This is a genomic window from Embleya sp. NPDC025285 (assembly GCF_055558835.1).
The window spans coordinates 1-16,514 of sequence record NZ_JBVHLU010000038.1 but is presented as its reverse complement, the minus strand read 5'-3'; the positions used below and the strand labels follow the sequence as shown (position 1 = coordinate 16,514).

The window sequence follows — 16,514 nt, the reverse complement described above, 5'->3', positions numbered from 1 at the left end:
CGGGGCCCCTTATATGGCGGCCACGGTAGGAGCCGCAGCACGAATCGCGGCCGGACGGGAGGGAGGCTCGAAACGCCCGGTCAGCCGCCGACGTAGGCCGCAAGGTGCTCGCCGGTGAGGGTGGAACGGGCGGCGACGAGGTCGGCGGGGGTGCCCTCGAAGACGATCCGACCGCCGTCGTGGCCGGCACCGGGGCCGAGGTCGACGATCCAGTCCGCGTGCGCCATCACCGCCTGGTGGTGCTCGATGACGATCACCGACTTGCCGGAGTCGACCAGCCGGTCGAGCAGGCCGAGCAATTGCTCGACGTCGGCGAGGTGCAGGCCCGTGGTCGGCTCGTCGAGGATGTAGACCCCGCCCTTCTCGGCCATGTGGGTGGCCAGCTTGAGCCGCTGCCGCTCGCCGCCGGAGAGCGTGGTGAGCGGCTGGCCGAGGCTGAGATAGCCGAGCCCGACGTCGGCGAGCCGGCCGAGGATGGTGTGCGCGGCCGGCGTACGCGCCTCGCCGGTACCGAAGAACTCCAGGGCCTCGGCCACCGACATCGCGAGCACCTCGCTGATGTCGCGTCCGCCGAGGTGGTATTCCAGCACCGACGCGTCGAACCGCTTGCCCTCGCACTCCTCGCAGAGGGTGGCCACACCGGCCATCATCGCCAGGTCGGTGTAGGTCACGCCGATGCCGTTGCAGGTCGGGCACGCGCCCTCGGAGTTGGCGCTGAACAGCGCCGGCTTCACGTCGTTGGCCTTCGCGAACGCCTTGCGGATCGGGTCGAGCAGCCCGGTGTACGTCGCCGGGTTGCTCCGTCGCGAGCCGCGGATCGCACTCTGGTCGACCGACACCACGCCCGCGCCCTCGCCCGCCGAACCGTTGACCAGCGATCCCTGCACGAGCGAACTCTTGCCGGAGCCGGCGACGCCGGTGACGACGGCGAGCACCCCCAGCGGGATGTCGACGTCGACATCGCGCAGGTTGTGCCGCGTCGCGCCGCGAATCTCCAGCGCGCCGGTGGGCGTGCGCACCGTCTTCTTCAGGGACGCCCGGTCGTCGAAATGACGGCCGGTGACCGTACCGCCGGTCCGCAGGCCGTCGACGGTGCCCTCGAAGCAGACGGTCCCGCCCGCCGTACCGGCACCCGGGCCGAGGTCGACGATGTGGTCGGCGATCACGATCGTCTCCGGCTTGTGCTCCACGACCAGCACCGTGTTGCCCTTGTCGCGCAGCCGCAGCAGCAGGTTGTTCATCCGCTCGATGTCATGCGGGTGCATACCGATGGTGGGCTCGTCGAAGACGTAGGTGACGTCGGTGAGCGAGGAGCCGAGGTGGCGGATCATCTTGACGCGCTGCGCCTCACCGCCCGACAGCGTGCCCGAGGGCCGATCGAGTGAGAGATAGCCCAACCCGATCTCCACGAACGAGTCGAGCGTCTGGCCCAGCGTCTCCAGCAGCGGCGCCACCGACGGCTCGTCGAGACCGCGCACCCATTCGGCCAGGTCGCTGATCTGCATCGCGCACGCGTCGGCGATGTTGACCCGCTTGATCTTCGAGGACCGCGCCCCCTCGCTGAGCCGGGTGCCCTCGCACTCGGGACACGTGGTGAAGGTCACCGCACGCTCCACGAACGCCCGGATGTGCGGCTGCAGCGACTCCTTGTCCTTGGCCAGGAAGGACTTCTGGATCTTGGGGATCAGCCCCTCGTAGGTGAGGTTCACGCCCTCGACCTTCACCTTGACCGGCTCGTGGTAGAGGAAGTCCCGCATCTCCTTCTTGGTGAACTTGCGAATCGGCTTATTCGGATCCAGGAAGCCGGATTCGGCGTAGGTCCGCACGGTCCACCAACTGTCGGACTTCCAGCCGGGGATGGTGAACGCGCCGTCGGCGATCGACTTGGAGTCGTCGTAGAGCTGGGTGAGATCGATGTCGGAGACCGTGCCCCGACCCTCGCACCGCGGGCACATGCCTCCGGTGCGGTTGAAGGTCGCCTTGACCGCCTTCTTGGCACCGCGCTCGACGGTGATGGCACCACTCGCCCGGACCGAGGGGACGTTGAAGGCGTACGCGCTGGGCGGGCCGATGTGCGGCTTCCCGAGCCGGCTGAACAGGATGCGCAGCAGCGCGTTCGCGTCGGTGGCGGTGCCGACGGTGGAGCGGGCGTCGGCACCCAGTCGCTGCTGGTCGACGATGATCGCGGTCGTCAGCCCTTCGAGGACGTCGACCTCGGGCCGCGCCAACGTGGGCATGAAGCCCTGGACGAAGGCGCTGTAGGTCTCGTTGATCATCCGCTGCGACTCCGCGGCGATCGTGCCGAACACGAGCGAACTCTTGCCCGAGCCGGAGACACCCGTGAACACCGTCAGCCGGCGCTTGGGGATCTCGATGCTGACGTCCTTGAGGTTGTTCACCCGCGCACCGTGCACTCGGATCAGGTCGTGGCTGTCGGCGACGGCCGGCGCAGGCGACTGCGTGTCCGTCCTGGTGACCGGGCTCATCGTGTCTCCATCCGTTGGGCGGGGCCGCCTGCGCGGTCGGGCGTCTCGTCCACCTCGCGCCGAGCCCGGCCCGAGGGAGACGGGCGAGGTGCCGGCCTCGCCGGCAGCGTAGCGCGACCGGTGGACGGGACCGCGTGGTCATCGCGTTCGATGACCACGCGCCTCACGCTACGGTGCCGGGAACGGGCCGCGCTTCTTCGTTCCTGATCCTTCGCGGACGGATCGCACGGAGCAGCGCGGCCCGTTCCCGATACTTCGCGGACGGCTCACTGTTCGCCGAGGACCATCCACTTGTCGGTGTCGGCCATCGGTTCGAAGCCGACCTGGGCGTACACCGCGTGCGCGTCCGCGGTGGCCAGCATCAGACGCCGCAGCCCGGCCGGTTCGAGGTGGTCCCGGATGGCCGCGACCAGCGCCGTGCCCAGGCCCTTGCCGCGCACGGCCGGGTCGATGTAGACGTCGCACAGCCAGCCGAAGGTGGCCCCGTCGGTGACCACGCGGGCATAGCCGACCTGGGCCCCGGACGCCGTGTCGTAGACCCCGAAGTTGAGCGACCGTGCGATCGCCGTGTCCTGCTTCTCCCTCGGGCGGCCCATTGCCCAGTACGCGTCGAGGGACAACCAGCGGTGGATCAGCGCGGCATCGAGCCGGGTCGGATCGGTGGAGATCTCGTACCCGTCCGGAAGAAGATGTATGACCATGCCCGGATCCAACCAGCCCACCACGTCGGCCGACCACCGGATATCGGTGCGCGGCCGGCGGACGGGACCGGTGCGCCGGATCAGTGGGCCGGCACCAGGGCCGCCGCGTGGGCGCGGAGCACGGAGCCGCGATCGCGCTCGGGGCCGACCAGGCGCAGCCGCAGCAGGTGCCCCCGGCCGGGTCCCGGGGTGTCGCGCTGGAGGGTGCCGGTGACGCAGTCGAAGGTGGCCGCGTCGGTGTGCCGTACGAAGAAGGCGGGGCCTGCGACGCCGGCGAGCAGTTCGATGGCGTCGGCCAACAGGCGTGGGCTGCGGGGGCGGGCGTGCTCGACGTCGACGGCGTAGACGCCGTCCGGCAGCACCTCGGTGCCGCGCAGTCGCCAGGGCGAGCCCGGGAGGTTGCAGGCGACCCGGAGCCTGGGCAGCAGGTCCGCCGCGGGGTCCGCCGCGGTCCACCCCGGTTGGGTCGTCTGATCGGCCAGTTCGCGCAACGCGTCCCCAGGCGCCTCGTCGCCCGACGCGCCGAAGAATTCGTCCATAAATGTCACTGTAAGTCGAAGTCTCGTAACCGGCTTCTCCGGGGCTTCGGCTACGGGCCGGCCTCGAGGCTCAGCAGCGCGGACTTGATGGCGATCCCGCCCGCGTACCCGCCGAGCGTCCCGTCGCTGCGCAGCACGCGGTGGCAGGGCAGCACGATCGGCAGCGGGTTGCTCGCGCAGGCCGAACCGACCGCGCGAACCGCCTGGGGGTTGCCGACCATCCGGGCGACATCGGCGTAGCTGAAGGTGTGGCCGTAGCCGATCTCGGGGAGTCGGCGCTGCACCAGTTGCCGAAAGCCGGTGGACAGCACCAGGTCCAGATCCAGGTCGAAGGACGTCCGGGAGTGGTCGAAGTACTCGTCGAGTTGGCGGGCGGCCCGGGCCAGGCGTCCGGGAGCGCGCAGGATGCGCGGGCCGAGCCGGGCGGTCAGCGTGTCCAGGACCTTGTCGTGGTCCTCGCCGGCGAAGGCCACCCGGACCAGGCCCTTGTCGGTCGCGGCCAACAGCAGCGACCCGATGGGGGTGTCCACCGTGGTGTAGGCGACGTCCAGGAGCCCGTCCCGGGCGGCCGCCGCCACCAGCCGGTCGTGCAGTCGATCAAGCGCCTCCCGGTCGCTGCGGGCGCGGGCGAGCAGCACGGACGTGCTCGGCGCGCCGGCCGCGGGGACCGGGATGGCGGGGGTGGAGGTGGGGTTGTCGTCCGTCATCGGACCGCTCCCTTCGAAGTGGCGCTCAGCGATGTGCGCAGGGCCTTGATGCCGTCGGCCGCGGCGCGACGGGCCGCGGCCGCGCTGCCGCCGATCAATTCGGCGACGTCCCGGTAGGGCAGGCCCGCGAAGTGGTGGTAGGCGACCGCCTGCCGCTGCTTGGTCGGGAGCGCCGCGACCGCGCGCCACAGGTCGTGGTCGACCGCGTCCGGCAGACCCAGGACCGAGGCTTGTTCGGGCAGTTCGCCCATCGGGACCGCGTGCCGCGCCCGGGCTCGGACGATGTCGATCGCCTTGCGGTGCGCGATGGTCACCAGCCAGGCCCGCACGTTGGCGTCCTCGGGCAGGTCGGGGTAGGCGCGCAGCGCGGCGAGGAACGTCTCGGACCACGCGTCGTCGGCGTCGTGCGGGCTCAGCAACGCCCGGCACACGCGCAGCACGGTGTCCGCGTGCTCTCGGACCACCCGTTCGTAGGGCTGCTTCATGTCCTCGTTTCCCGTGCCCGTTCGGACGCGCTGCGGGCGCCGACCGCTCAGAACAGCCGGGCCGCCTTGGTGCTCTCGGACTCCTCCAGGTCCAACAACCGCCGCTTGCGTTCGAGTCCGCCCGCGAAGCCGGTCAACTTCCCGTCGCTGCCCACCACTCGGTGGCAGGCCACGATGATCGAGATCGGGTTGTGCCCGACCGCCTGGCCCACCGACTGGGCCAGCGCCCTGTTGCCCAACCGCTCGGCGAGCGCACCGTAGGTGGTGGTCGCACCGAAGGGGATCTCCCTGAGCATGGCCCACACCCGCTCCTGGAACGGATCGCCGTGTGTGGACAGCGGCAGGTCGAACGAGGTCCGCTCGCCGGCGAGGTACTCGGTCAACTGGGTCGCCGCCGCCGCGAGCAGGGGGTCGTCGCGGTGCTCGACCCGCGCGCCCAGGCTCTCCTCGGGCGGCATGTACCAGTGGTGCGGGAAGTACAGCCCCACGATGGCGTCCTGCGCCGCCACCACGATCAGCCCGCCGAGGGTGGTGTCGACGATCGCATGACGTGTGTTCATCGTGCTGCTCTCCTCAGTCGCGGTGTTCGTCCCGACTCTCGACCGAACAGGTCGTCCCGACAAGTAGACGCGCGTGGGCCGCCGAATGTGAGGTCGGCCCCGACAACCCGCGGTCCGGCGCGCGAGCTTTGCCGGGCGGTCGCTGTCGGCGTCCGTCGCAGCGGGTATGAGCCTGTTGGATGTCCCCATCGAGGTGAGTCGTATGTCGCCCGTACACAGCGAAGTCGAGCTCGGGGTTCTGGCCGGTCACGACGGCTCCCCCGCCGCCGAGCACGCGTTGGACTGGGCCGCGCGCGACGCCGCCGCCCGGCACGTTCCGCTGTATATCGTCACGGTTGTGCCCATCAGCGGGCTCGGTCACCGGCATCGGGTCGAGGTGCGCGAGCGGGCACACGCGCTGGTCGACACCGCCTCGGCACGCGTCCGCGAGCGGTTCGCCGGCCTGGTGGTGGAGGGTTCGGTACGCGAGGGCGACGCCGCCGAGTCGCTGCTGGCCGCCGGCGCGCGGTGCGACACCATGGTGGTGGGCAGTCGCGGTCACGGCGGGTTCGCCGGCCTGCTCCTGGGGTCGGTCTCGTTGCGCGTGTGCGCGCACACCACGTGCCCGGTGGTGGTTCTGCGCTCCGAGGCGGCCCAGGACGCGAGCGGCGTCGTGGTCGGCATCGGCGGCCCCGAGGACGAGCCCGCCGCGGAGTTCGCGGCCGAGCGGGCAGGACTGCTGGGCGGCGGCCTGCGTGCCGTGCACTCGTGGGCGCTCCCGGTGACCGGCCTGGCGCCGAGTCTGATGTTGCCGTCGATGTTCGACGTCGACACGGTCACCGCCGAACGCACCAGGATGGTCGAGCAGGTCGTCGGCCCGATCCGGCGCCGCGACCCCGAACTGCCGGTGGACACCGTGGTGATGAACGGGTCGGCCGGGCGCGACCTGGTGTGCGCGTCGATCGACGGCGCGTTGCTGGTCGTCGCCGCGCACCCCAGGCACGGGCCGCTGCCGATGCGATTGGGCCCGACCACGCACGCCGTCCTGCATCACGCGCATTGCCCGGTGGCCGTGGTCCCGGTGAACTGATCGTCCCGGTGCCAGATCCTCCGAACGCGTGGGCGGACACGGCGGCGACCCGCCGCACGCCGCGCTTTCGGTCCTGTGCAGGTTCGCGGCGAACGGCGGGTCGGCGGCTCGGGGTACGTATGTGCAGGTGATGCGGGTGTACCGGGCGCGCGGTTATCGCGACGCGTAGACGTTCTCGGCGAACGCGGCGATCTGTTCGTCGGAGAGGTGTCGCGCCAGGTCCGCCTCGCTGATCATGCCGACCAGGCGCTTGCGCGCGATCACCGGCAGTCGGCGGATCTGGTGGACCTGCATCTCGCGCAATACCTCGGCGATGTCGGCGTCGGCGTCGATCCAGCGGGGTGTGCCCTCACACAGTTCGCCGGCGGTAACCGTGGCGGGATCCCGGCCGTCCGCGACGCACTTGGTGACGATGTCGCGGTCGGTGATGATGCCGCACAACCTCTCGTTGGCGTCGCTGACCGGCAGCGAGCCCACATCGAGTTCGCGCATCAACTGCGCGGCCCGGTGCAGCGTCTCCGTCTGCGGAATCCACTGAGCGCCCTCGTGCATGATGTCTTTGGCCATGGTCATGGTGGTACCTCTCGCAGTGCCCGCCGTCGGCAGCCCGCCGACCGCAGGGCTCGGGACCGCGCCGCGGACGCCGCACGCGGTCCTTTCCATCGTCTCCGCCCTACTGCCCATCGGCCACCCGGGTGAACGGCTGCCGGCACGGCCTCGCCGCACGGGGCACTCGGACGCCTCCTTGGGTCACCGGGTGTGTGCGTGGGGTCTGGGACAGGTGGGCCGGTGGCGGACGAAAGTGCTCGGGAGATAGCCGGGTTCCCAGTCGGGGGCAGGGATTCAGGCGGTCGTCGCGGTCGATGTCCCGGCCGCGGGTCGGCGTTCGAGGAGGCGAGCGAGCGCGCCGTGGCGTGGGGAGACCAGCAGGGACAGGACGAACCCGGTGGCGGCGACCAGCGCGATGGTCGCCCCGGCGGCCACGTCGTAGTGCCGGGAGATCTCCAGACCGATCACCGCGCTGCAGACGCCCAGCACGCCCGCCAGCGCGGTGGTGCGGCGCAGCGAGTCGGTCCACAGCCGGGCCGTGGCGGCGGGCGCGACCAGCAGCGCCAGCGTGAGCATGATGCCGACCGCCGGAGTGAGCACCACGATCACCGCCTGGACGATCAGCAGGAGCAGCAGGTCCAGGGCCGTCACCGGGTGCCCGGCGGCGCGCATGCCCTCGTGGTCGAAGGCGGCGAAGGTGAGTTCCTTGGCACACAGGCCGAGCACGACCAGCACCACCAGGCCGACGCCGGCCGTGACCACGAGGTCGTGGTGGTCGGTGGTGACGATCGAACCGACCAGGAACGCGGACAGTTTGCGGTCCGAGGCCGGCCCGGCGGCCACCAGCGTGGCACCCAGGGCGAAGCCGGCGGCCAGGATCACCCCGGTCGCGCCGGACGCGGTCCGGCCCGGTCGCCGGGTCAGTCCGACGATGGCCAGGGACAGCAGCACACCCACCGCCGCGCCGCCCAGATAGATGTCGAGGCCCAGGATCGAGGCGAGCACGACGCCGGGGAAGGTGGCGTGGGTCATCGCCATGGCGTAGAAGGCGAGCCCGCGCAACACGACCTGGACGCCGACGATGCCGGCGAGCAGCCCGACCATGACCGCTTCGGCGTAGGCGCGATGGGTGTAGGTGTCGAACCAGGTCATCGGGCGCTCCCGGTCGGGCGGGGAATCGGGGACGGGGTGCGAGAGGGGGTGGGGGACGCGGTCACGGCCGGTGTGGGTACCGGTGCGGCCGGGCGTTTCGCGCGGGCCGGCAGGCGCGGGTTTCGCCGACCGGCCACGCCGACCGCCATCGCCGCGCCGAGCGCGAGCAGGTAGCCGGCCACCAGGGTCAATACGACGGTGGGTCCGGCGGGCAGCGCCAGGTCGTGGTCGATCGAGGCGGTGTAGCTGACGGTCAGGCCGACGTACCCGGACAGTACGGCCGAACCGACGGCGATCGCCACGATCGGGCCCAGCCGACCGCCCAGCGTGCGGCCGATGGTGGCCGGGACCACCAGCAGGGCCAGGACCAGGGCGGTGCCGATGGTGCGTACGGCGGCGACCACGGTCAGCGCGATCACCAGGTTCAGCGCCAGGTCCAGCGCGCCGACGCGGTATCCCGCCGCGCGAGCGGCCTCCGGGTCGAAGCTGCGCAGGAACAGTTGCCGACCCAGCGCGGCGAGCGTGATCAGGCACAGCAGCGCGACCACCGCGGTCTCGATGATCCGCGTGCGGGAGGTGTACAGGATCTGGCCGAACAGGAAGGTCTGGAAGTCGGCGGTGTAGGAGCGGCTGCGCGAGACGACCACCACGCCGACCGAGAACATCGCGGTCAGCACGATGGCCAGCGCGGCGTCGTCGCTGGTGCGCCGGTTGCGGGTGAGCAGCGTCAACCCGACGGCGGTGACGCCGGCCGCGACCGACGCGCCCGGGAGGACCCCGTCGACGCCCTGGAGGGCGAAGCCGATCGCGACGCCGGGAAATACCGTGTGGGTGAGCGCGTCGGCGACGAACTCCAGTCGGCGCAGCGCGACGAACGCGCCGACGACGCCGCACAGGACGCCCAGGATGGTCAGTTCGATCAGGGCGCGGGTCAGATAGGGGACTCGAAAGGGCTCCAGGAGCAGGGTGGTGTCCATGCTCGGCCTCAGCCCGGGGTGACGACGAGTCGGCCGGCGTCGAGTTCGAGGACCCGGCCGCCGTAGCAGGCGCACAACAGTTCCGGGGTGAGTGCGGACTCGGTGCTGCCGAAGGCGAATTGGCGGCGGTTGACCAGGCACGTCTGCTCGCACAGGCGTTGCGCGACGGCGAGGTCGTGGGTGCTGACCAGGACGGCGGTACCGGCTTCCTTGGCGTCGACGAGAGCGCTGATCAGTGCCTCCTGACTGACCGCGTCGACCCCGTTGAACGGCTCGTCCAGCACCAGGATCGGCGGTTGCGCGGACAACGCGCGGGCCAGCAGCACACGTTGGCGCTGGCCGCCGGACAGGGTGCCGAACCGGGCGTTCGCCCGGTCGGCGAGCCCGACCAGGGCCAGTGCCCGGTCGGCTGCGTCCCGGTCCCGGCGGCCGGGGCGGCGCAGTCGGCCGATCAGGCGATAGCGGCCCATCAGGACCACCTGCCGTACGGTGACCGGGAATTCCGGGTCCAGGCTCGCCGCCTGCGGTACGTAGCCGACGTACGCGCGGGCCGCGGCCGGGCGCCGGCCGGCCACGGTGACCGTGCCGGCGACCACCGGGACCAGGCCCAGGACGGCCTTGATCAGCGTGGACTTGCCGCCGCCGTTGGGGCCGACCAGGGCCACCGCCTGGCCGGCCGGAACCCGGCCGTCGACCTTCGCGAGGGCGGGGGTGCGGTCGTAGGCCATGGTGGCGTCCAAGAAGCGGACCGGATCCGGTGCGGCCTCGGTGCCGTCGGTCATCGCTCAGCCCCGCAGCGCGGCGACGATGGTGTCGGTGTTGTGCGCCTCGGAGTCGAGGTAGGTCGCGCCGGCGGAGCCGGGGGCGCCGAGCGAATCGGCGTAGAGCGAGTCGTCGCCGGCGATCACCTTGACGCCCGCCTCCCGGGCGATGGTCTCGGCGGTCTTGGCCGGCAGCGCGCTCTCGGCGAAGACGGCCTTGGTGCCGGTGGCCTTGATCCTGGCGACGACGTCGTCGATGCGGCTGCCGGAGAGTTCGGCCTGGTCGTCGAAGCCGGGGATGATCGAGCCGACGAACTCCAGCCGGTAGCGGTCGACGTAGTAGCCCAGCGCGTCATGGTTGGTGACCAGCTTGCGAGCGGCCGCCGGGATCGTGTCGAGCTTGGCCCGGGTGTCCGCGTCGAGCGCGTCGAGCTTGGCGCCGTAGCCGGCGAGGTTGTTCTCGTACACCTTCGCGTTGACGCCGTCGGCGGTGGTCAGCGCCTTGGCGATGTTGGTCACCATCACCTTGGCGTTGAGCGGGTTGTGCCAGATGTGCGGGTCGTACTCGCCGTGCTCGTGCTCGTGCTCGTGGTCGTGGTCCTCGTCCGACTCGCCCTTGCGCAGGGGTACGCCGACCGAGGTGTCCACGACCGGGCCCTTGAAGCCGGCGGCCTGGATCGCCTTGGGCAGCCACGCCTTCTCCATGTCGACGCCGTTCTCCACGACCAGCTTGGCGCCGCGGATCGCGTTCAGGTCCGCGGGGGTCGCCTCGTACTCGTGGGCACTCGCGTTGGCCTTGATCAACTGGGTCACCTCGACCCGGTCGCCGCCGATGTTGCGCACGAAGTCGGCGACCTGCGTCGTGGTCGCCACCACCTTGATCCGGGGTCCGGAACCGGCGGCCGGCGAGCCGGCGGCCGCGGCCGGACCGGCGGCCCCGACCTGGTTCCCGTTCTTCCCGTCCTTGTCGTCCTTGTCGTCGGAACCGCACGCGGCGAGGGTTCCGGCGGTCAGGGCCGTTGCGGCGAAGGCGAAGACCGCGCGGGTGGATATACGCATGAGAGCTCTTTCCGGGCAGGGGTGTGTCGACGCGTCGATCGGCGGGCCGACTCGACCATTCGATAATGAAAACCATAATCAGTTACGGATGGGGTGTCCACACCGGGTCCGCGCCCGGGCCGATGGTCTGCCGCCCGTGCCGAGAACGCCGGTGTCCCCCGGCATGGCCATGCCGGGGGACACCGATGCGGGGCGCGGACGCGTACGGCTATTGCCTGGACGCCGGGGATTCCGCGTCCGGGCTGTGCTCCGGCACGGCCTCCCGATCGGCGGCGGCGCGATCGGTGCCGGGGGGATCGCAGGCGGCGGGTCCGGCGGCACCCCGGCTCGAAGCGGCGGCGGGCGGTGGGGTGTCCGTGCCGGCCGCACCGGCGGCGGAGCGGGCGGCTTCGGCGCGCACGAGGGCGCTCAGGAGCAGGTAGGCATCAATGGGCATGGTGGGATCTCCCGGGTTCGCGAGGCTGAGGAATCGAACGCGGCACGCCGGACACGCCACTCGCCCGATTCGGCGGCGGCGCGGCGGCGGTGACCTCTCAGCAGCGCAGGACGACGGTCCGCGAAGGGGTTCGCCCGAGGGTGTTCGTGGCCGTGCGGGCGCAGCCCTCGCCGATCTCGGCCGGGTCGGCGATTCGGGATCCGAGGACGTCGGTGAGGGCGGGAGCCGAGGCGGCCGGAACGTGGTGGCGCGGCCGGGCCGTGGCCGGCGTACACGCGCCGCCGACCGCCGGACCGTGCCGACCGCCGGTGTCGCCCGCCGGCGCGGCATCGCGCGCCGAGTGCCCGTCGTGCTCGTCGGGCGCGCCACCGGACGCGGCGGCGGGCACGTCGCCGACAAGGGAGAAGGCGATGCGATCGGCGGTCTCGACCGAGCATCGATCCGGGATCGGCGCGGCGCGGGGTCCGACGCCGGGGACATGGGTGGCGTGCAGCAGGGCCATCAGGGCGATCAACACGATCACGCGGAACACGCCGTGCCGGGCGGGGGCACCCCCGGCCGCGACCTGCGCCATCCTGACCTCCCTCGGAACCGCTCTCCGAGAGAACCTCCGAATCCGGCCGGCGGCACGGCGACGAGGCCGAGAACTCCGCGATTTCACCCGATCCGGCGAATCCGCGTCGGCCGCGGGGCGGATGGTCCGCATGGACCATTCATCCGCTTGGCCGATAACGTCCGCACATGGACGACACCGCCGCACCCCACAGACCCGCGCTGCGCAAGGATGCCGCGCGCAATCGGCGCCGAATCATGGACGCCGCACGGGAGCTGGTGCGCGGCGGCAGGCCGCCGCAACTGAACGCGGTCGCGCTGGCCGCCGACGTCGGGGTCGGCACCGTGTACCGACACTTCCCCACGCCCGAGACCCTGCTCGAGGCGCTGGCCGCCGACCGGTTCGCCGAGTTGATCCAACAGGCCCATCGAGCCGCCGACCTGCCGGACGCGCGGCAGGCCCTGCGCGTCTTCCTCAAGGCCGTACTCACCGCGTGTGTCCAGGACGAGGCGTTCGCCGCGGCGGCCTTCGGCCCCGACGCGGCCACGCCGGAGACCGGGCAGCTCCGCGAGCACCTGCAGCGCGCGACCGCGGACCTGCTGGCACGCGCCGCCGCCGTCGAGACCCTGCGCCCGTCGCTGGGTCCGGGCGACCTCCTGCTGCTGTTGTGCGGACTCGGGTTCGCGGTACACCGCTCCCCCGACCGAACCGACCCCACCCTGCCCGACCGCTACCTCGACGCCCTGCTCGCGGGCACCCTCATCGCGACCGCGGAGACCACGTGTGATCCGCCGAGCTACGCGCGTCCGGCTGCCGAGACGGGGCCGGATCTCGCCGGGTGACACGCCTGTCGGCGCTGCCGGTTGCCGGGGTTGGGCGGGGGTGCGGGCTTACCGTGGCGGAGTGGACGAACGATATGCCCGGTATGCACCGGGTCGACGCGCGGTGTTGCTCGGAATCGCGGGAACGGCGATCGGCTGCTCTTCGTCCGGCGGACGGCGCGCGTCGCCGTCACCATCGCCCACCGGCGGACCGGCCTCCGCGAACGGGTCCGCCTCGTCGAGTGCCGCCGCGACCGCGACGGGTGCCGCGCCCGGACTTCCGGTGGTCACCGCGTGGGCTCCCAACCCGGGTGACGTGCAGCCGGAGGTGAAGCGACGCGCGGTCGACGCGGTGTCCGCGCTCGGCGCGTGGCCGCCGGGCGAACCGGGACTCGCCGCGGCCCGTGCGCGGCTCGCCGCGCTGGGGTTCGCCCCCGAACTCGCCGACCAGGCCGGACCACTGCTCGTGGACGCGCCCGAGGCAGTGCTCGAGGTGGTCGACGCGCAGTACGGCGGCATCCTGGACACCACCGCGAGCGTGCTCGTCGCCTGTCGTCGGTGGACACGCGCCGCCGACGGAGCGGTGAGGGCGGACGGGTCGACCGTGGACGTGCGACTGAGCCGGGCCACACCCCGGTGGACGGTCACCGCGCTGCATCCCTCGGATCCCGGACCGGCCGCCGCGACCGTTTCCGCACAGGCGACCCGCGTGCTCGCCGACTCGCGCATCGTCCTGCCGCCCGCCGCCGCCGACGACGTACGGGCCGGCACCGTGCACGCGTCGGTGCTCACCGCGTTGGAGACGTTGGCCGTCGACCACACCATCGACGTCACGGTACTGCGCTCGGGCCACCCGATCGACGTGTTCGGCACCACCCGCCCCAGCGACCACCCGAAGGGTCGCGCCGTCGACGTATGGGGCATCGACGGCCGCCCCGTCGTGGACCCGGCCACGCCCCGCGCGCTCGTCGAGAGCTTCATGCGGGCCGGCGCGGCGGCCGGCTCCTACAACGTGGGCGGCCCGTACGCACTCCCCGGCGCCACGTTCTTCACCGACCCGACCCACCACGACCACGTGCACCTGGGGTTCACCACCTGAACCTGCGCCGATCGCCCGGAGCCGGCGCACGCCAGGGGCGAAACGTCACGCGAGACGGCCGCCGCCCGGGTGGATCGGCTCGCGGCGGTCCGACTTCCTCGACACGGCCCGACGTGGTCCGACCGGCTCGAAAGGGCCCGCCCGGCTGAGTTCGATCCGCCGACCGGCCGGGCGCGGCGTATTATAGCCCTTGAACGGAATGCTGCCGGCGCCCCCGGGATCCCGAGCCGCGGCCGACACCTCGCGCTCGTGCGACAGGCGGCCCTTCGTGTCCTGGCGCGACCCAGGGTGACACGGAGGCCGGTCCCCGGTGCGTTCGGCGAAGCCGATCGTCGGGTGCGCGCACCCGCGGTCGGGTGGTGCGACGGAGGAGCCATGCTGAGCAGTGGCGAATCGACGATGGTGGAGCCGGAGGCGCTGCAGTGCGCCCTTTTCGGTGTGCGATTTCCGGCCCGGCCGGAAGCCCTGACGGCGGCGGCGACCGTCAACGGGGCGGAGGTCCGGGTCACCCGGGCCTTGGCGGCGTTGCCGGAGCGCCCGTACGAGGGGCCGAATCAGGTCTGCATGGCCCTGTGCGGGCGGCAGGCGGGAATGGACCGCGGCCTGTGACCGACCAGCGCCGTACGACGAAGACGGCGACCACGACCGCACTCGCCCGCCACGGCGTTCTGCCGAGCGCTTGATCGAGCGACCGGGTGATCGAGCGCGCGATCGAGTGAGCGCACACCCGACGCCGTGGCGCGAGGGGTCGCTTCGGGCCCGGCGGACCGCCGACTTCAACGCCGTACGGTAGCGGGTGCCTCCACCTCCAGGTAGCGCCGACCGCCCTTGCCCCGATACTCCAGCACCACCCAGCCCAGTCCGCCCAACACGCGCGCACAGCCGCGCAGCGCCGATTCCGCCTCGTGGCCCGCGCCGCTTCCGCGCGGACCCGGCCACTCCACCCGGACCACCCTCGGATGCTCCGTCGCGGTGACGAGGTATCCGGTCGCCGCCCGCTCGCCGTGTTCGTCCACCGCCGACGGCGGCACCCCGGCGGCCTGCAACGCCAGTGCGATCGCGCGCACCATCCGGACCCGCTCCCACTCGGCGGGCACCGCGCGCGGATCCACGACCGACGTGTTCACCACCTCACGAATCCGCAACAGCGCCTCGAACGCGTCCCGAACCGCGCCGGCCCGCTCCTCGTGCGACGCGGCGGCTCCGCCGGGCCCGTCGGCCCCGGCCGGCCGTACCTCCGCCCCGGTCGCCGGCTCGAAGCCCCCGGTCGCACCCGCCTCGGATCCCGTCACCGCTCCCCCATCCGCTTCACCCGCCACGTCCTACAGCCAACCCCGCTCGAACGCGTAGCCGGCCGCCGCGTGCCGGCTCGGCTCGCCGACCTTGATCATCGCCGAGGACGGGTGGTTGCGGACAGTACCGGCCGCCAGGTACACCCGGGCGGCGATCTCGCGCACGCTCAGCCCCTCGCGGGTGGCAAGCCCAACATCACGACGTGCAACAGCAGTTCCCTCACCGGAGTGGGCATCCAGACGGCCGGCAAGGTCTTCTACGGCGGCCTGCTGCTCCGGACGAGTGGCACCGACTACCCGAAGGTACGGCGGCAGACCCTGCTCGCCGCCAAGGCCCTCGACCCCACATGCGCGCTGTTCAAGAAGACCGGGAACGCCTGGAACGCGGTCGCCGTGCCGTCGACGGCCGGCGACTCGAACTGCCCCTGACCCCATGCGCGGGCACCCCCGTGCCGCCTCGGCGGCCGGGTGGACGCCCGCGCGCTCGGCATGTCGGGTCGGGTGAATTTAGCCAGTATTTGCTGGCCTTCCCGGATCCCTTCGCTCGGGACCCCTGTCCGTGTGAGTGTTTCGCTCGCTCGGGCACGAACCCCGGCGTGCACGGTCGACCGCGGCGCTCACAAGGCGCGCGGACAAGCCGGATTCGTGGTCGAGGTCTGCCTTTCCACTCAAGGAGCCTCGATGAATCGAAGAATAACCACGGCCGGGACCGTCCTGGCCATGCTCACCGGTCTCACGGTGAGCGCGACGTCCCAGTCGGCCTCGGCCGACCCGGCGCCTCCCCCCGGCGCACAGTCCCTGGCGATCTCCGCCGCCGACCGAGCCGCGGCCAGCGGCCTCGACACCCTCGCCAAGGGTCCCGACGAGCAGTACGAACGGCAGTCGGTCACCCCGTGGGTCAACGACCTGTACTCGGTCGCCTACCAGCGCACCTACCGGGGCATTCCGGTGGTCGGCGGCGACGCGGTGGTGCTCGCCGACGGCCAGGGCCGGGTCCGCGCGACCCAGTCCGCCACCGACGCCCGCATCGCCGTGCAGATCCACCCCACGGTGGCGGCAGGCGCGGCCGAGGCCACGTCCAAGACCAAGCTCGCGTCCGTGGACAAGGTCGAATCGCACCGCCTGGTCGTCCGGGTCAAGGACGGCAAGAGCGCGTTGGCCTGGGAGACCGTGCTGATCGGTCGTACCGCGACCGCGCCCAGCAGGCTGCACGTCTTCGTCGATGCGAGCACGGGCACGGTGCTCGACACCGTCGACGACGTGAAGGC

General features: G+C 72.1%; 20 protein-coding genes and 1 pseudogene. 6 read left to right on the top strand and 15 right to left on the bottom strand.

Annotation, left to right across the window (positions count from 1 at the left end):
• Positions 1 to 80 precede the first annotated feature (80 nt).
• The 6 genes from ACZ4FV_RS25025 to ACZ4FV_RS25000 all read right to left on the bottom strand — a co-directional run bounded on the left by ACZ4FV_RS25025 (position 81) and on the right by ACZ4FV_RS25000 (position 5,478).
• Positions 81 to 2,486 carry an ATP-binding cassette domain-containing protein gene (locus ACZ4FV_RS25025; RefSeq protein WP_395873153.1) on the bottom strand — a complete coding sequence of 802 codons (2,406 nt, stop codon included), beginning with the start codon at positions 2,484 to 2,486 and terminating at the stop codon, positions 81 to 83.
• A gap of 266 nt (positions 2,487 to 2,752) precedes the next feature.
• Complete coding sequence (locus ACZ4FV_RS25020; RefSeq protein WP_402240376.1) at positions 2,753 to 3,187, bottom strand: GNAT family N-acetyltransferase; 435 nt, start codon at positions 3,185 to 3,187, stop codon at positions 2,753 to 2,755.
• A gap of 80 nt (positions 3,188 to 3,267) precedes the next feature.
• A complete protein-coding gene (locus ACZ4FV_RS25015) occupies positions 3,268 to 3,726 on the bottom strand; it encodes a hypothetical protein (protein WP_402240378.1) in 459 nt (152 codons plus the stop codon).
• A 50-nt stretch (positions 3,727 to 3,776) separates the two neighbouring features.
• Positions 3,777 to 4,433, bottom strand: a complete 657-nt coding sequence (locus ACZ4FV_RS25010) for a methylated-DNA--[protein]-cysteine S-methyltransferase (RefSeq protein WP_395873150.1) — start codon at positions 4,431 to 4,433, stop codon at positions 3,777 to 3,779.
• A complete protein-coding gene (locus ACZ4FV_RS25005; protein WP_395873149.1) occupies positions 4,430 to 4,918 on the bottom strand; it encodes an RNA polymerase sigma factor in 489 nt (162 codons plus the stop codon). The genes ACZ4FV_RS25010 and ACZ4FV_RS25005 overlap by 4 nt, the downstream gene beginning before the upstream one ends.
• A gap of 47 nt (positions 4,919 to 4,965) precedes the next feature.
• Positions 4,966 to 5,478, bottom strand: coding sequence for a methylated-DNA--[protein]-cysteine S-methyltransferase (locus tag ACZ4FV_RS25000; protein ID WP_395873148.1), 513 nt, complete (start codon positions 5,476 to 5,478; stop codon positions 4,966 to 4,968).
• A 202-nt stretch (positions 5,479 to 5,680) separates the two neighbouring features.
• Between ACZ4FV_RS25000 and ACZ4FV_RS24995 the strand changes: the two genes are divergently transcribed.
• Complete coding sequence (locus tag ACZ4FV_RS24995) at positions 5,681 to 6,547, top strand: universal stress protein (RefSeq protein WP_402240381.1); 867 nt, start codon at positions 5,681 to 5,683, stop codon at positions 6,545 to 6,547.
• Between the two features lie 153 nt (positions 6,548 to 6,700).
• Here ACZ4FV_RS24995 and ACZ4FV_RS24990 read toward each other — a convergent pair whose 3' ends face one another.
• From ACZ4FV_RS24990 to ACZ4FV_RS24960, 7 genes are all read right to left on the bottom strand, one after another.
• Positions 6,701 to 7,120: a CBS domain-containing protein gene (locus ACZ4FV_RS24990; protein ID WP_331771572.1), complete on the bottom strand. Its 420-nt coding sequence runs from the start codon at positions 7,118 to 7,120 to the stop codon at positions 6,701 to 6,703.
• Positions 7,121 to 7,390: 270 nt separating this feature from the next.
• Positions 7,391 to 8,248: a metal ABC transporter permease gene (locus ACZ4FV_RS24985; protein ID WP_402240384.1), complete on the bottom strand. Its 858-nt coding sequence runs from the start codon at positions 8,246 to 8,248 to the stop codon at positions 7,391 to 7,393.
• Positions 8,245 to 9,225 carry a metal ABC transporter permease gene (locus ACZ4FV_RS24980; protein WP_402240387.1) on the bottom strand — a complete coding sequence of 327 codons (981 nt, stop codon included), beginning with the start codon at positions 9,223 to 9,225 and terminating at the stop codon, positions 8,245 to 8,247. Before ACZ4FV_RS24980 ends, ACZ4FV_RS24985 begins: the two co-directional genes overlap by 4 nt.
• Positions 9,226 to 9,233: 8 nt before the next feature.
• Positions 9,234 to 10,007, bottom strand: coding sequence for a metal ABC transporter ATP-binding protein (locus tag ACZ4FV_RS24975; protein ID WP_402240390.1), 774 nt, complete (start codon positions 10,005 to 10,007; stop codon positions 9,234 to 9,236).
• Between the two features lie 3 nt (positions 10,008 to 10,010).
• The gene (locus ACZ4FV_RS24970) at positions 10,011 to 11,045 is read right to left on the bottom strand and encodes a metal ABC transporter substrate-binding protein (protein ID WP_402240393.1); all 1,035 of its coding nucleotides are present in this window, start codon (positions 11,043 to 11,045) and stop codon (positions 10,011 to 10,013) included.
• 208 nt (positions 11,046 to 11,253) lie between these two features.
• Positions 11,254 to 11,481 carry a hypothetical protein gene (locus ACZ4FV_RS24965; RefSeq protein ID WP_395873142.1) on the bottom strand — a complete coding sequence of 76 codons (228 nt, stop codon included), beginning with the start codon at positions 11,479 to 11,481 and terminating at the stop codon, positions 11,254 to 11,256.
• Between the two features lie 97 nt (positions 11,482 to 11,578).
• Positions 11,579 to 12,055 (bottom strand): hypothetical protein, encoded by a 477-nt coding sequence (locus ACZ4FV_RS24960; protein ID WP_395873141.1) that lies wholly within the window; start codon positions 12,053 to 12,055, stop codon positions 11,579 to 11,581.
• A 167-nt stretch (positions 12,056 to 12,222) separates the two neighbouring features.
• Here ACZ4FV_RS24960 and ACZ4FV_RS24955 point away from each other — a divergent pair, with 167 nt between their 5' ends.
• The 3 genes from ACZ4FV_RS24955 to ACZ4FV_RS24945 all read left to right on the top strand — a co-directional run bounded on the left by ACZ4FV_RS24955 (position 12,223) and on the right by ACZ4FV_RS24945 (position 14,563).
• A complete protein-coding gene (locus tag ACZ4FV_RS24955; RefSeq protein WP_395873140.1) occupies positions 12,223 to 12,876 on the top strand; it encodes a TetR/AcrR family transcriptional regulator in 654 nt (217 codons plus the stop codon).
• A gap of 61 nt (positions 12,877 to 12,937) precedes the next feature.
• A complete protein-coding gene (locus ACZ4FV_RS24950; RefSeq protein ID WP_402240395.1) occupies positions 12,938 to 13,954 on the top strand; it encodes a hypothetical protein in 1,017 nt (338 codons plus the stop codon).
• 375 nt (positions 13,955 to 14,329) lie between these two features.
• On the top strand, positions 14,330 to 14,563 hold the full coding sequence (locus ACZ4FV_RS24945) for a DUF2795 domain-containing protein (RefSeq protein ID WP_331771563.1): 234 nt from the start codon (positions 14,330 to 14,332) through the stop codon (positions 14,561 to 14,563).
• Between the two features lie 167 nt (positions 14,564 to 14,730).
• Here ACZ4FV_RS24945 and ACZ4FV_RS24940 read toward each other — a convergent pair whose 3' ends face one another.
• Both ACZ4FV_RS24940 and ACZ4FV_RS24935 read right to left on the bottom strand, forming a co-directional pair.
• Entirely contained in the window at positions 14,731 to 15,246 is a 516-nt protein-coding gene (locus ACZ4FV_RS24940; protein ID WP_395873138.1) for a hypothetical protein, read from the bottom strand.
• 30 nt (positions 15,247 to 15,276) lie between these two features.
• Entirely contained in the window at positions 15,277 to 15,411 is a 135-nt protein-coding gene (locus ACZ4FV_RS24935; protein ID WP_395873137.1) for a hypothetical protein, read from the bottom strand.
• A gap of 63 nt (positions 15,412 to 15,474) precedes the next feature.
• On the opposite strand from ACZ4FV_RS24935, the gene ACZ4FV_RS24930 reads away from it, so the two are divergent.
• Both ACZ4FV_RS24930 and ACZ4FV_RS24925 read left to right on the top strand, forming a co-directional pair.
• Positions 15,475 to 15,675, top strand: a complete 201-nt coding sequence (locus ACZ4FV_RS24930; RefSeq protein ID WP_395873136.1) for a hypothetical protein — start codon at positions 15,475 to 15,477, stop codon at positions 15,673 to 15,675.
• 252 nt (positions 15,676 to 15,927) lie between these two features.
• Positions 15,928 to 16,514, top strand: a pseudogene (locus tag ACZ4FV_RS24925) (peptidase M28); the annotation flags it as partial.